Genomic DNA, 15451 nt, shown 5'->3' with positions numbered 1-15451 from the left:
AAACAAAATTTATTAGTAAATTAAATTGCAATTTTTTTTAATGGAAAAAACTGTAAATAAAAGTGTTTACAAGTCAATCAAGAATTAATACATACTGGAAGCGTAGCAAGGGAAGTTCTCTTGGGCTTAATGAAGAAGAAGTTAATAGTGTAGGTAATCGATTAAAGACGCATCATGGCCTATTAGAAACTATCAGGGATTTATTAGATATGGCCAAAAGAGCTAAAGGAATTGAAGGTGCAGATAATGATGAAGCAAAAAAAAGCAAGAAAAATAAGACGGATTTCTATGTGGGACGAGAATGTTGTAGGTTTGCGTAACTAATAAAAAATAAGGAAAAGGGCTCGTAGAAGCCGCTTTACAGGAAGAGATTTAAACTACTTCAAGCTGCTTGAGTCAAAAGACAAGATAGCGTGCATTAAGGAAAAGTTATAATAAACATATCAGGTGAGAGCTAAGATAAAGAATAAAAGTGAACAATTTACCCATGTGTCGAATGATTGCTCAATGACGTCAAAATTCTGGATTACATACTCTTCCAAAATAAATTTAGTGAAAATTTGTTTAGTGCTTGAATGGCCTCTGGCATAAAGATAACGTGAACTTAGCCTGGGCTTTTATATGGAATGTAGAAAGCCTATAGATAATGTTGAGAAAAAATCATATAAATAAAGGACACAAATTTGTAAATATCGAAGTATGCATGGGGGGCAGGTTAACTCGTAGTCGCTAGGAAGCCTTTGCAATGAAGATGGAGCAAAAGGGTTGAATTGTTCTATCCACTCTTATAAATCAGGTATAAATACAAGGAACTTATAGGGCTGGAGAAAAGGCGGAGAGCTTGAAAGACAATTAAATTCGCATGAAGCGCTAGGTTTACGTACCTGTCTGTGTGAGCCTAAGGGGAAAGGACCCTCTGGACGACCTGATTGGAAAAAAGTTAAACTTCGCGGGCCAATAGGCAAAGGCATAATTAATCGTTTGTATACAGGCCATATTGGAGCGGCAGAGCAAACAGGTTAATAAATTCCAAAATGTGGCCTTTTAGCGGGTATGAAAGAAAGTTGCTATATTTATACAATAAGGGAGGCCGCTCCCAGCCTAGATAAATCAAGCGAAACTAAAATTTTGCAATCGAAGCGGCTACTTAATTGTCTTTTATTATGCATGTAAATATTTATTGCAAGAGTGCGATTGGGTGCTATATTTTCCAAGCTAAAGAAGTTGTTGAAAGATGAAAAATGGCAAGACGCTTTCAAAGAAATCGAAAATGAATTCAATGCTCTAGATCATTCAGAGCAGGAGAATGGCTTAGCAAGGTTTTATAATTATATGGAAACAGGACTGGATCCCATAAATAATAAAAAAGACTTACCGAATAATAAAAAAAAAGAAGGCAAAAATTTTCAACAAATTTTATAATTGAATGCTCCTAATAAAAATCATATTGAACCACAACTCTTTTTTTTTTATTATGGTGAGTAGGAATTAAGGAGATTAACTTTATGAATCAAATAACAAATAATTCGGCTATCTCTGTATCTACTATTTTTCATGAAAAATATTCTCTTAAGGCAAGCTCATTTGAGCCTTGGCCAGATGAATTATTTTTTGCTATCATACGCCATTTGGGGACTCAGGAAATGCCGCAAATAATGCGAGCGTATAAAGAAGTTATTCAATTACCTAGCAATGAAAGCCTTCCAACATTTATTAATAAAAGAAACAATTTTACTTTTTACCAATCCCAGAGACGCTATGCCCAAAAGTCTCTCCAAAATGTGGATAAAAATATAAAAGTAGAGGATCATTCTATTTCTACAGGGCAGAAGGTTTTTGTATATGAAGCTATGTACTTTCACCAGGAGATATTATTGCTATATCTTCTTTTGAAAGAAGGTAACGGGCAGACAAGTGAGCTTCATAATATAATTAGCGAGGCGCTTATCAATATCTTGGCCAAGGATAAATCAGTAAAAAATATATTTAACTTAGTCCGTCCTGGGGTGGATGTAGATGCTCTATCTGAAAAAGAAAAAATCCATTTTCCTTTCGCTGCAAATGAAAAGAAATCTAATTGTGAGGAGAAGAAGTGCTTCTCAATTACAGACTCCTTTACCTCTTGGCCGGATGAGTTGTTTTTTGCCTTTATATCTTATTGGGGAGTGCAGAAAAGGCTGCAAGCAAAGCGATCGTGTAAAAAACTTATCCAGTTATCTGACGATATAACCCTTGCAAATTTTATTGATAAAGAAAAAAAATTATCTCTTTCCAATTTGCCAAGGAGTGGGCAACAAGAGCAATTTAAAGAAATCAAGCAGCCTATAAAAACAGCTAAATACTCCATTTTTAAAGAAAATAAAAACTTTTTGTATAAAGCTTTGGATTCTCGTCAAGAAAAATTAACATATAAACTTTATTTGAAAAAAGCCAATGAGCAGATAACTCCTCGTAATAGTGAAAAACAAGGTGATCCTTCTAGCTTTAACATAGATGGAAATAATTTTTATTCCGAGCAGGATCAGCAAAAATATTCTTTGAAAAAGAGCTTATTTGAATCCTGGCCCGATGAATTGTTTCTTGCCATCTTACGTTATCTAAGTGCTGAGGAAATGCGCCAACTAAGATTAGTGTGTAAAAAGTTTGCCCAATTATCTAGAGATGAGAGCCTTCCCGTATTTATCGATGAAAAAAAAGACCCTAATGTTTCTTCCCTGCAGTGGTTTTGCCGTCAGGGGCAGCTCAAACGAGTCAAGCAAATTATAGAAGCTAAAGATCCGTCGATACTTGATCCTTTCTTTAAGGAACAACAGAATTTTTTAAGTGAAGCCGTGCGTTCTCGTCAGGAAGAAGTAGTGCAATACCTTCTCTCCAAAGGAGCGGATGCGCAGATAAGCGATTGCAACAGTAAGAGACGCTCTACTCCTCTTCATCTAGCAACAAAGCGAGGTTTAATGGGGATTACGGCTCGCTTACTTGAGCATGGGGCAGATATAAATGCCATAGATAAGAAATGGAAAACTCCTCTCCATTATACGATTGGTAAGAAACGGTTTTATGCTGAAATTATTAAGCTTCTATTAGCAAAAGGGGCTGACCTTCATGTGGCTGGAACTCTTCCTTTTATATATCACGCTATAGAGGTAGGTAACTTCCTTGCTACTAAAAAACTGCTTAAGCTAGATAAAAAGCGCCAGGAAGAGGGATGCTCCCCACTGTTAGACCTTCCTTTAGATGTAAAAGATTTTGCCAAGCAAAAATGTAAATTTTTGCCTAATAAAAATTCTACTCCTGAAAGGAAAGCTCGGTATGAAATCATGGTATGTGTTAAAAAATATTTTAAGCAGCTTAAAAAACTTGAAAGAAAAGCATTAAAAAATGATATATATATTATTCCAAAAGACACCAGATAATACCTTTTTGGGGAAGCGATAGTTCAACACTATTAAGCGCTTCTTAAGACTGTATGAATGGATAAAACGTTTTGATTCATTGCAAAAAAAATATTGGGGAGTGGGATTAAGCACATTTTTTATCTATATGCCATAGACGCTACCTTGAAAGGAAAAATTCTTAAGCCGGGTAAAAGTCCTTTGCCATTAAATTTATTTAAACTTTAAAAAAAGAAGAAATAACCTCATTCTAGAGGTGATCTGTTTTCCTTTAGCTCTCCAGCAGGGAAGAATGTTTATGCATAGCCCAAAAGATCTCCGGTTGCTTACAAAGATGATTGGCATATCTAGAGCACACAAAGAGATAATCTGACAAGCGATTAAGATAAATGGCTACATTTTTTGAGATATCGGCGTTTCTGGTAAGAGGGATCACATCCCTTTCGGCGCGGCGACAAATGCTGCGTGCTAGATGCAAGAAAGCACCGGCAGGATGGCCGCCAGGGAGGATGAAAGTATGAAGTTGGGGGAGTTGCTCTTCCATTAGGTCAATCCATTTTTCTAACATCTCAATGCCTTCCTGATCAAAACGTGTGCGCTCAACTTTACTTGCTGAAGCCTGACCGAGGGGAGTAGCGATAGCGGCTCCCAGATCAAACAAAGTATGTTGAATGGTTTCTAGTTGCTTTTTGGTTAGCTGTAACTGTGGATCATGAGGTAATAGGGAAAGAGCCGTTCCAATCGCTGAATTGCATTCATCTACAGAGCCTAAAGCTTCGATGAAAGGATCATCTTTAAGGACACGCTGGCCAGAAAATAATGTGGTTTCACCCTTATCGCCAGTTTTAGTATAAATTTTAATCTTAGCCATAGCTATTCCTTAGTGTAATTACTATCATTTAAAGAGTTTAAAGCCTCTTTTACTTGTAGGCGATATTTATCAACAAGCTTTTTTAATTTTTTCTCATTAAGAGGAGAGGTGGGAAGAAGCATTTTTTGCAAGGCCATTAATTTTCCTACAAATTCATGGGTGCGATGCGGGGCAAAAATAAGGTGCTCATGCCAATGAGGTACAGTTTGTCCGGCATACTTTCCTGACTTATGAAAAATATAGACAATAGGATAACCTCTTTGCTTGTAATATAAAATAAGTTTAGAAGAAATCTCTTGAGCTTCTATATATTCTTCCAAGGTAAGTTCCATGAAATTTGTACGATGGGCTTTAGGAATAATTAAAAAATGAGGTTTTTCTTCGCCTATCCCTATGGGGGCATGATTGTAGAGTAGCTGAATATGCTTACCTTCGTAGAGGAGCTGCTTGGTAATAATCTCTGGCTGGCAAAAGGCATCGACGGGAGGGCAAAAGTTGTCTTCAGGGACAGGCCTATAACTTTTGGAAAAAAAAGGTAGATAATCTTGATATTTCCTTTTAATGGATTGACGTTCAGCTTTGGGAAGGCAGGGACTATCAAAGGTTAACTTTCCTAGCACTAAAAGCTGCTCAAATAAATTATAATTTTTTTTTGTATAAGGAATAATTTCCCAGAAAAAATTATCAGCATGCATGCGTGGAGGAATGGTAGCAACAATCATAAAATTATCGATAAATTCATTATCTTTCCATAATAGAGCTGTATTCTCTAGAAGATGATAGGATTCAGCATGCTGCCTTTTAGTCCATTGAGAGAGACTTTTCTCGGGAAATATAGATTCTACTATCAAAGAATTTGCTTGTAGGGGGCAAGAAGGTACGGCGATCTGAACCGTTTGGCTACGATAAATAGTATTCTGAGGATAATGGAGAAACTGCCTACGAGGAGCCAAGTAAAAAAATGCCAAACCGGTCAGGGTGAGTATCAATAGAAGGGTAAGGGAGATCTTTTTTATCATCAGCTATAGCCTCTTAAGATGTAGGTTACGACTTCAAATGTCATCCATTCTTAATTTATTATTTCTAATAAAAATGACTTTGACTCCTAGAAGTAAATGTAGGATGCTTTTTCTTCAGCTTGCTTTTACAAAGTAAGCCTAAAATTTTGCTCACTCATCTTTAAGCTATAAGGGTTGCTTTAACCCCTGCCTGCAAGCATGCATAGAGTTTTTTTCAATCTACTCCGCAAGAAATTCCGGGCATAAGTAGGCAATTTTATATCTAAGTTCTTTTAAAGCAAGTGGAAAATGAGTACGCCCATGTGCAATTTTTTCTGCTAGTTTTAGATGATCCCAGGCTTTATTATAATCCATTCTTTCTGCATAGAGTGCTGCCATGTAATAGTTGGTCGTAGGATCGAAGGGTTCAAGGGCATGATGTTTCTCTAATATTTCAAGAGCCTCTCCTTCGCGATGGAGTTGCAGCCATGTGATAGCTAAAGCGGCCATGCCGGCTCGAAACTGAGGATGTTTTTTTAGAGCTTGAGCCAGTCGGCTTTGCTTTTCGAGGATGGAGGCACGTGTTTCATCTACGCGCCTAAATATGGCTTTTATTCCTTCTGCATCTATTTTCCCTAAAAGATAATCTTCTGCTAGGGAACTGCCGCTAATCGTATAGGTAGGAATATAATTTTTAACTTCTTCTAACAAAGCCATTGCCTTTTCACGATTCCCCACAAATAAATAATTAAAGCCCAAGAGTTCTTTTAGCAAAATGTCGTGAGGTAAATAAGGGAGGGCTTTTAGGTAAATAGCTAAGGACTGATCATATTTTTCTTCCTGTAAAAATACAGAAGCTTGGTTGATATAAGCAAAGCCAATAACTTCTTTAAGATCGCGTAACTGCAGCTGGCATGTGTCGATGCTCAAATATTCCTCACTTTCAAGCTCAACTCCTCGTGCCGTTGTCTCAATGTTGATAACCTTGTCACCTTGATGATAACGGACATATATGTGGCCAGGCGGAGTGATCATCTCTAAGGGTAAACTAAGACGTTGGGCCAAGCTAAGGTAAAGAATAGAAACTCCTAAGCAGACTCCTTTTCTAGAATCAAGTACAGCGGGTAAAAAAGTATAAATATCTATATTTTTAGCATATAAAGAGTGAGGGGGAAAACGAAACTCCATTTCGGTAAACACAAAATGATTAATCGCTTTAATTATTTGTTCAGGAGTAGCATCTGTAGGAATTTGAGCTAATATTTGAAGAGCCATCAAATCTATCAGCGCTTCATAGCTATCAATTTGTAAAAGGGCTGCCGGCCCCCCACCTAGTTGCGATAAAAAAATCCCTCGTGCTAAATCAATCTCTTGGGAAGGTAAAGCAATCATATCTGCTTCTGAAGTGGCCTTATAGCCTTTTAGACTTCTATTGCCTAGTTGACTACAGAGCTTATTTATCACATTTAGTTCTGCCCCTGAAAGAGTAGGGAGCTCTTCATTAGGTTCTTTGTTAATTAAAGCAATGATCGCTTGAAGGATGGAATTTACATCAGGCAAGGAGGATAAAGAAACTATTTCATTACCACTGCTTTTATTAAGAAGTTGCCATGCCTCATGGCAAGCTTTTTTGCCTTCTATGCTTTGAGGATAAAGCTGATAGAAGGCAAGGTGCTCTGCAATCGAATGAGGATTTAAGCTACTATAGAGCGTTTTAATCTTAGCATGACTAGGCTCTCTTGCTTTCCCTAAAGATGGATAGAAAAAAATAAGAAAGATAAAGAAAATCAAGCGCATTTTCATTTAATTTTTTACTTTAACTAAGCTCTTCATGAGAGCTATTAATTCGCTGTTATGATAAATCTCTTCAAAACACAAGCGATAGCGATAGGTCCAATTGGTAGTGGAGTGTCCCGATGGATCATTAATGCGCTCATCGCTGAGCTCATCCCAGGTCATGTAGGGAAAAAGGGAAAAGTATTCATTGAGAAGATTAATATGAAAAAGGCTAGGAGAGCGATGGCTGTCTTTAAGGATGGCTAGATTTTTCTCAAATGATAAGGCAGGCTCATACTCCCACCCCTTGGCTTGGCATAGATAAAGGGCTTCCTCAGGATGATTTTTCCACCACTGCTTTAACGTTTCGGAATCATGGGTAGAAACTGTGGTCATGCTCTCTGGCGGATAAGCATGGATATCAATAAAGCTTTTATCTCCTTGCCAATCTCTTTCCCATCGCATAACTTTTGTGCCGCATATCCCTAAGCTTTTTAAGCATTCTCTTACCTTCACAGGGACAGCCCCTAAGTCTTCACCAATCGGTAGCATCGAGCAATTTTTTAGCATCATGGCAAGATTCTTTTTACCTAAAGGAACCCATTGTGTTTCATCCTCAGGAAAAAAATTTCCCTCAGCGCTAGCTTTACCTAAAGGGATGGCCCATATACGAAAAAAACCCACGACATGATCGATGCGAAAAATATCATATAAGCGACCGGCCACTTTTAAACGCTCTTGCCACCAGGTATAATGATCTTTTTCCATCTCCTCCCAATTGTAAAGAGGAAAGTGCCAATTTTGCCCTTCTTGGCTATAAATATCGGGGGGAGCCCCAGCATTTTGATCCATGATGAAAAGTTTACGATGAAGCCATACATCAGCGCTTTCTCGGCTAATGAGGATAGGGATATCGCCTTTTAATAAGATGTCCTTAGATCGAGCATACTTTCGTACTTCTTCAAATTGTTTGAAACAGAGATATTGTAGGAATATATGATAGGAAATTTGGGTTTCATATTTTTTTTGCAGCCGCTTTATTTCTGCTGAACAAGGATCTTGAAGTTCTGAAGGCCAGCTATCTAAAGGTTGCCAATTGCTAATTTTTTTTAATGCCTTAAAAAGAGCATAGCTCTGCAGCCAAGGATTTTCTTTAGTAAAATTTAGGTAGCCAGGAGATTGAGATTGATGCGCATACGTATATTGATAGTAGAGCTGCAAAAAGAGATCGCGTTTAATATGGAGGGTAGGGTAATCCACACGCTGTTTTTTTGTGAGCAATTGCAATTCAGCAAGTAGGCCTGTTAAATCTTTATAAGTTTCTACATCTGGAAGGGAAGAAAGACTTATATGTAGAGGATTTAAAGCAAAAGCTGAAATAGAGCTATAGGGACTAGGTTCAGGGCCCGTGTCATTGAGAGGAAGAAGCTGGATCAGATTAAAATTAACTTGATGGCACCAATCAATCACCCATTTTAAGTCATGAAATTCGCCTATGCCTCCACTAACTTGGGTATGTAAAGAGAATAGGGGAACATTAATGCCGTGGTGTGGTTTTATGCCCACTGCCTTCCAGCCGGGAGCTGAGGGAGTGGCCAAAAGCGAGTTACAAAGCTGGGGCGTTATCATTGTCATGCCTGCAGATTAATAGATAGTCTATATAAGAATAAATACAAAAAAAGGGCTAAAGCATCCTTAGCCATTGATTTTCAAAATAAGATAAGCAGCTTTATGCTTGTTTTTAGGCTTTCTTGGCCAAAAATCTCTCTAAAGAATAAAGACAGCTTAGCTGCCTGGCCTTAAGAAAATATGAGCCCATCAAGGCCGTATGCCAAAAAAGCTGCTACCTCCTCCTGGAGAAGTTAAGCTAGAAAAGCCGATGGTGGGAATCTCTCCGCGGTTAAGAGCTTCTTTCCAAAGAGTCACTTTTTCTGATAAATTCTGCATAATTGTATTGACTTGCTCACCGGAGATTTCATCAAAAGGTAACATATCAAACAAAAAAAACACTTGAGTTTTTTTACTAAAAGCAAATATGCCTTCATGAGCTTTATTTAGATGATTAAATTTAAGAGCTTCGCGAAAGATATTTTCACGAAAACGGCCGGCCGGCAATTCAAGGATTTCAAACGAAATGATCAGATAAGGCTGAGTGTTATGCTTCTGCAATACCACCTCATTGTTGCCTTTTAAAAGAAGGGTGATATTATTATTTCCTGTCGGTTCTAAATGCGAAAGTTCAATTTTCTCTCCAAGATCTTTCAGAAGCGATTCTAGATTATGAGAAGGCATTAAAACCTCATTCATTATTAGGGTTAATATGTAGCTGCTGTTCTTCTTCTTGTTTAATTAGCTCTTCTTCTAATTGATCTTCTAAGTCACTTAAAGCTTCCAGGATGGCACTAAACATTTCATCGCGATGCTGGACAGAGCGAAAAATATGATGAATAGAAACTTGCCTAACTGCATCACGCATCTGGTTAATCAAAGTAATCTTATCCTCTATTGTCTGTGCACCAGCTTTCACGGCTGCCTGGATAATCTTATCGGACGACAAAAATCTTTCTGCAGCCAGATATAAAAATTGCCTAGAAACTTCATGGGCAGTAAATTTTGCCATAATCAATCGTGGTTAAAAATTCTAGCTAGCTCTAGCGGCTTTTATAGGTTTGTTAGCGTTTCGAATTTCAAAATACCTGTCAACGCCCATGATAGCTTGCAATTTTTTTAAAAGAGCCATTGTATTTTTCATGTGGGCCACATCTTCTTTATCATCTAGCTTCTTCAGCTTATTTATTTCTATCCCACATTTTTTTAAAAGAAAAGACTCAATTTTTTTTAGATTTTTTCCATAGCCTTCATCTAACATTTTATAAATAGCTGTGGCTTCAATAGGATTTGACATCAAGTAATCTAATAATTTATTGAGATCCCCTCCTTGGACAATTTTTAAAGCCGCTTCTGTGGCTTCTTGTGTAGCCTTTTTGGCTTCCGTCTCGACCTTATGGGCTACTTCCTGTTCACGTTTATCAATGATTTCCTTGTTCAAATCTACTTGCGCAACCTGAAGAGTGTCTTTAAAATCCTCTAAGGCTACAGAGATAAGAAATTCTAAAGCTAAGCTAGCTTCAATGGGATTGGGATATTCTTTATGAATCATTTCCAAGATATCTTGCTTACTCATGCCATCTTTAAGCTTTTCAGTTAAGGCGAGTAAGCCTGCAGGAGGAAATTGAGGGTTTCTCTTGGAGAATTGTTGAGCCCCTTCCTCTAGCTCTTTAGGTGGCATTAACTTTTTCTGCGCTAATTTGGCTTCCTTAGCTTTTTTAACACTAGAAGTATGAGCTTTAATCTGACGATCTGAGCGGCGTAGCGCTGCTGCTAAGGGGTTTTTTTCCTCCGATTGTTGCTCTTGCAATTCTGCTTTCTGCTCAGAAGCGATAATAGCAGCTTTTGCTACCAATTTATCGGATGCTTGATCCTCTTTCATTCCCATCAAGATTTGTTTCAATCCATCAGGGTTCTGTAAATGTCCAAGATCTACGACCATAGTCTTACCTTCTTGTGAAACTTAACGTTAAAATTAGGCTATCCTATCTGTATTCTCCCTAAGGGTTGAAGACGAATATCAGAAACAATTTCTTGGTAGGAAACTACCGAGATATCAGAAAACTCCATCTCTACAAGCTTGCGAACGAATCGGCGAACGTCGATGGCTGTTAGGATAACGGGGGGTTGCCCTCCAGGAGGAGGAGGCGCCACGGTATTACGGATGCTTTGCAGAATCAATTGCACAGAATCAGGATCTAAAGCTAAATAGGAGCCAGCAGAAGTTTGTTTAATAGCCCCTCGCACCATATCTTCAATTTCAGGATCTAAAATATAAACCGAAAGAACAGATTGTCCTTGTGAATACTTAAAGCTAATGTAGCGTTTAAGGGAGGAACGTACATATTCAGTCAGCAAAACTGTATCTTTTTCTGTTTGAGCCCATTCACTTAAAGCTTCTAAAATTGTGCGTAAGTCTTTGATTGAAACTTGTTCTTGAATTAAACGTTTAAAGATATCGGTCATTTTCTGGAGGGGAATTAAACGGGTAACTTCTTTGACTAGATCAGGAAAAGATTTCTCTACAAACTCAATCATCGATTTTACTTCTTGAATGCCCACAAATTCATTAGCATAATGGCGAAAAAAGTAAGATACATGCAAAACCATCACCTCTAAGGCATTCCAATATTTGATACCCGCTTTATCTAAAAGCTCTTTGTTTTGTATACTTACCCATAAGGAAGGCATCCCTAAGGAGTTCTTATAGCTCACGTAAGGAAGGTTGTAGCGCTTAAGATTTTCTTCACTTTCGTTTGTTAGCACGCTGTTTTCTAAAGCTCTTCCTCGAATAATAGGAACTTCATTTAGGTGAATGGAATATTCATCAGATTCAAGGACAGGGGAGTCTGTACGTACGTGCACGCCAGGAAATCTCACACCCAGATCGGCATAGAGAGCTTGTCGCATCTTGGGAATCATTTGATCGACAAAGCTTTGTCCTTTTTGGGCTTTTTGGATCTCTCCACTTAAGTGTCTACCACATTCTAGAATCACAGGAAGGGTGAGAGCGTAATTATCAATGCCTCCACCTGCAATTACTTTATGGCCGGAAACAGAAGTGTCTATACTTGGGCTTGCTGCGGCTACTGAAGAAATAGTTCCCCCGCCTGCTGAAGTAAGGCCACCTGCTGCTTCTCTTTTCAACCTTGCCGCTGACATAAGAGAGTAGCCAATTAAACCCATGCCTGCAGAAAGGATTAAGAAGGGGGCGGCAGGAAATCCAGGCATAATGGCCATGCCCATTAAAAAGGCCGCAGCCAGCAACAGAGCCTTAGGCTGCTTTAAAATTTGCCCTGATATTTCAGCACCTAAGTTAGAATCGGAAGTTTCATTGGAAACACGTGTAGTAACCAAACCTGCAGTAATAGTAATCAATAAAGATGGAATTTGAGATACCAGACCATCACCAATCGATAAAACGCTATAGGTTTGGGCGGCATCCGCCATGGTCATTCCATTCATCGTATTACCGATAATAATTCCACCTATAATGTTTATGAGGGTAATTACAATGCCTGCGATCGCATCACCTTTCACAAATTTCATCGCACCATCCATCGCACCATATAGCTGGCTCTCTTTTTGGATGGCTAGGCGTTTTTCACGGGCTTGGTTTTGGTCTAAAATCCCTGCCCTCATATCAGCATCGATACTCATTTGCTTACCGGGCATCGCATCCAAAGTAAAACGTGCGGCTACCTCTGCCACCCGTTCGGCACCTTTAGTGATGACAATAAATTGGACCAAGGTAATGATAAGAAATATAACTCCTCCCACTACAAAGTTGCCGCCGACAACAAAATTACCGAAACCATAAATAATCTCGCCGGCATTAGCATGTAATAAAATTTGACGGGTAGAAGCAATATTTAATCCTAGCCGGTAGAGAGTCGTAATCAGCAGTAAAGAGGGAAAAATAGATAAATGCACAGCGCTAGGGATATACATCCCTACCATTAAGAGAGCCACTGAGATAGCTAAGTTAAAGGCAATTAAGTAATCAATGAGGTGAGGAGGCAGCTGAAGGATGATCATCATTAAAATACCAATGATCAAGCAAGCAAGAAAGACATCACTTGATCTTGAAATATTTTCAAGCGATCTTTCTCCTCCTAGGCGGGCAGTTATTCCGTCCAAAATTTTTCTAAAAAAGTTCATGTGTCACTTTTCCCCTATATAATCGTATTGAGCCTCGGTATTTAACGAGCTAACCCACCGTAGTATTTCTGCTAAGGCTTCATAGGTGTCTTCGGGAATGTACTGATAGATTTCCCCAGATTCCCAGAGTCGATGGGCTAATTTAATATTCCGTAAAACCGGAACTTCGTATTCTTCGGCAAGTTTAATAATTCTTTCTGCTAGTAAATCTTTACCCATTACTAAGATGTAAGGAGCTGCATCTATCTCTCGTTCGTATCCTATCGCTATAGCTAGGTGGGTAGGATTAGTGACAACTGCCTTGGCTTTTTTAACACCTGCTGCAGGTCCCTCTGAATAAGCAATTTCATGGGCAATTTGCTTTCGTTTACCTTTAATATGAGGATCTCCTTCCGAGTTTTTATACTCTTGCTTGACCTCAAATTTTTCCATTTTCATTTCTTTAGCAAACGTTTTCTTCTGATAGATAAAATCGGCTACCGCTATGATAATAAAAAATAAGCCTATTTTTGCTACTACTTCCATCAAAAAAGCATCAAAAACCAACAAAGCAGAGATCATCGGCATAGATACTGTTTTTATCAAAATGGGTAAGCTCTTCATCATGACCTGGTAGATTAAGTAGCTAGCAATAAATAACTTTAATGTTGATTTCAACAATTCAATTAAAGTCTTAAGCTTAAATTTTGCTTTTAAGTTTTGTATCGGATTAAATTTCTTGGGGTCAAACTTAAATACTTCTATAGCAAAAACCGGGCCAACGGTTAAAAAATTGACGATAACGCCGACTACACATACGATAGCCATCAGAGGAATGCTAGCTATAAAGATTACAATAGCAGATTGGTAATAGAGCTGAGGAATAGCCACATCCAGATTAGTGGTGGCTATCATGCGAAAAGTCCCTACCGTGAAATCTCCTAATTGCTGATAGAGGGTTGAACTTAATGCTACGGCTGCATAAACCGAGACAATAAAGGTAAAAGCAGAAGGAAGGTCTTGAGATTTAGCTACCTGACCCTTCTTTTTGGCATCCCTTAACTTTTTTGGTGTTGCTTCTTCAGTTTTTTCGCCCATAGCCACAGCCTTTGCTTAGAAATAAATTGGCAAAAATAAAGAAATTTTATTGGTGGCAACAAAATTTAAATATTTCTCAGTGCCTAAATGATGACAAAAAATTCTTTCACTTTACAAGTCTAGTATAATTCTTTTCTCTCTGAATGGTCAAGGAGTTTTGGAATGGCTTCCACCGTCTACAAAGTAAATTTTATTTTTTTTAATTTATCTAATGTTAACAGGAGGGATGTAAGCTTTTTAGGTGGAGGGCAATAGACTTAAGATAGAAATTAAATGCGTTAAAAAAGGAATTAAAGCTAAACTTCTAACCTATTCCAATTATAATCAGGATTCTTATTTATTTCAATTAGCTAGTAACTTGCTAATTGTGGAGGGCTTAGAGGTGATAGGCAAAAGGGTAGCAATAAGCTTGATTAAAGTGTGTAAAAATAAATTTCAAACTTTATAAGAAAAGTTTTAATAAAAAATAATAATTTTCTTAGCTTTTTTCTAAATCCTTAGATGGGCTTTATGATACCTTATTTAGGCTTAAAGATTAAAGCTTAGGAGTGCAATTATACTGATCTTTTAACATAAGGTCAATAAATCAGAAATGTGCTTCTGTTAAGGGGTGTAAACAAAAGTGTTGGCAATCTTTTTTAAGCCGCAGCTTTGTAAGAATTCCAGTAAGCTTCCCAATAACCATTTAATCTACCTATTCTTAAGCTTAGCATCGCATTAGCATTTTCTGTCTTCCACCAAGCTCCCGCTATCTTCAGCCTCTTTTGTACCACATGTCTATGACTACTTTCTATCTCGCCTGACCCAATCGGTAAGCCCTTATCTAAAGCGTTTTTATAATTCATCATATCCAGTCTTTTTTCCATATACCTATAGCATCTTACTAAGCCATTCTCCTGCTCAGGATGATCTAGCGCCTTGAACTTATTTTCAATCTCTTTGAAAACTTCTTGGCTTTTTCCAGCTTTTAACTTCTCTTTACTTTCTTCTAACCACTTTTTTGGCTCAAAAATATTGCACCAAATGGCAGCCTCGGATAAATATCCACACAGATGATAAAAATCAATTAAGTGGCCGCTTCGATTGCAAAATTTTAGCTTTACTTGTTCAGCTATCCACGGAGCACCATCACTTATGGCATGCACATAGCTGCCTTCTTTCAGACCCGCTAAAGAAGCACATTCTAGCATCTGTTGGCCTGCTTGTTCTGCCGTCCCAATACTACCAGCATAAAAGCGGTTGGCTCTGTCATTGCCTCTTGCTAAACTTAGTTTGGCTTCTTTCCAACATACTTTCCTTGCTTTTCTTGTATCTTTTTTTGCTTGTTTGTCAATCTTGTCTATCTCCACAATGGGTACCATACTCCCATCTGTTTCACTGATGATGATTGCTTCTTGACTAACCGCTTCTTTTTTTAGCTTAGCTATTCTGCTTGCATGCTTTTGGGTAATCAATCTAACCATGGAAGAAGAAGCTTCAATTCCATAATGTTCCTTCATCTTTTCTCCTACTTTTCCCAAAGCAATATCTGCTCCAAAGTCGGTTATTGCTCGCTCTAATGGTAAAGA

General features: G+C 38.1%; 13 protein-coding genes. 3 read left to right on the top strand and 10 right to left on the bottom strand.

Annotated elements, in window-relative coordinates:
• The first annotated feature begins 62 nt into the window (after window positions 1–62).
• From NEOC95_RS03890 to NEOC95_RS03880, 3 genes are all read left to right on the top strand, one after another.
• Entirely contained in the window at window positions 63–320 is a 258-nt protein-coding gene (locus NEOC95_RS03890) for a hypothetical protein (RefSeq protein ID WP_213151700.1), read from the top strand.
• 874 nt (window positions 321–1194) lie between these two features.
• Window positions 1195–1422, top strand: a complete 228-nt coding sequence (locus NEOC95_RS03885; RefSeq protein WP_213151699.1) for a hypothetical protein — start codon at window positions 1195–1197, stop codon at window positions 1420–1422.
• Between the two features lie 83 nt (window positions 1423–1505).
• A complete protein-coding gene (locus tag NEOC95_RS03880) occupies window positions 1506–3413 on the top strand; it encodes an ankyrin repeat domain-containing protein (protein ID WP_213151698.1) in 1908 nt (635 codons plus the stop codon).
• A gap of 250 nt (window positions 3414–3663) precedes the next feature.
• Here NEOC95_RS03880 and NEOC95_RS03875 read toward each other — a convergent pair whose 3' ends face one another.
• From NEOC95_RS03875 to NEOC95_RS03830, 10 genes are all read right to left on the bottom strand, one after another.
• Window positions 3664–4254 (bottom strand): cob(I)yrinic acid a,c-diamide adenosyltransferase, encoded by a 591-nt coding sequence (locus tag NEOC95_RS03875; protein WP_166155419.1) that lies wholly within the window; start codon window positions 4252–4254, stop codon window positions 3664–3666.
• An 11-nt stretch (window positions 4255–4265) separates the two neighbouring features.
• Window positions 4266–5282, bottom strand: coding sequence for an HIT family protein (locus tag NEOC95_RS03870; RefSeq protein ID WP_166155365.1), 1017 nt, complete (start codon window positions 5280–5282; stop codon window positions 4266–4268).
• 219 nt (window positions 5283–5501) lie between these two features.
• Window positions 5502–7058, bottom strand: coding sequence for a transglutaminase family protein (locus tag NEOC95_RS03865; protein ID WP_213151697.1), 1557 nt, complete (start codon window positions 7056–7058; stop codon window positions 5502–5504).
• Window positions 7059–7064: 6 nt separating this feature from the next.
• Window positions 7065–8672, bottom strand: a complete 1608-nt coding sequence (locus NEOC95_RS03860) for a 4-alpha-glucanotransferase (protein ID WP_249270159.1) — start codon at window positions 8670–8672, stop codon at window positions 7065–7067.
• A gap of 183 nt (window positions 8673–8855) precedes the next feature.
• A complete protein-coding gene (locus NEOC95_RS03855; protein WP_166155371.1) occupies window positions 8856–9329 on the bottom strand; it encodes a CesT family type III secretion system chaperone in 474 nt (157 codons plus the stop codon).
• A gap of 7 nt (window positions 9330–9336) precedes the next feature.
• Window positions 9337–9657 (bottom strand): TyeA family type III secretion system gatekeeper subunit, encoded by a 321-nt coding sequence (locus NEOC95_RS03850; protein ID WP_039384997.1) that lies wholly within the window; start codon window positions 9655–9657, stop codon window positions 9337–9339.
• Between the two features lie 21 nt (window positions 9658–9678).
• Complete coding sequence (locus NEOC95_RS03845) at window positions 9679–10587, bottom strand: hypothetical protein (RefSeq protein ID WP_213151696.1); 909 nt, start codon at window positions 10585–10587, stop codon at window positions 9679–9681.
• 38 nt (window positions 10588–10625) lie between these two features.
• Window positions 10626–12806: a type III secretion system export apparatus subunit SctV gene (gene sctV, locus NEOC95_RS03840; protein WP_166155375.1), complete on the bottom strand. Its 2181-nt coding sequence runs from the start codon at window positions 12804–12806 to the stop codon at window positions 10626–10628.
• A gap of 3 nt (window positions 12807–12809) precedes the next feature.
• The gene (gene sctU / locus NEOC95_RS03835) at window positions 12810–13883 is read right to left on the bottom strand and encodes a type III secretion system export apparatus subunit SctU (protein ID WP_166155377.1); all 1074 of its coding nucleotides are present in this window, start codon (window positions 13881–13883) and stop codon (window positions 12810–12812) included.
• A gap of 638 nt (window positions 13884–14521) precedes the next feature.
• On the bottom strand, window positions 14522–15451 hold a 930-nt coding region (locus tag NEOC95_RS03830), incomplete at its 5' end, for a hypothetical protein (RefSeq protein ID WP_213151689.1).

The organism is Neochlamydia sp. AcF95 (assembly GCF_018342455.1).
In the GTDB taxonomy this organism is placed as follows: Bacteria; Chlamydiota; Chlamydiia; order Chlamydiales; family Parachlamydiaceae; genus Neochlamydia.
Note: the sequence above shows the minus strand (reverse complement) of the source record. Positions and strands in the feature narration are given on the sequence as shown.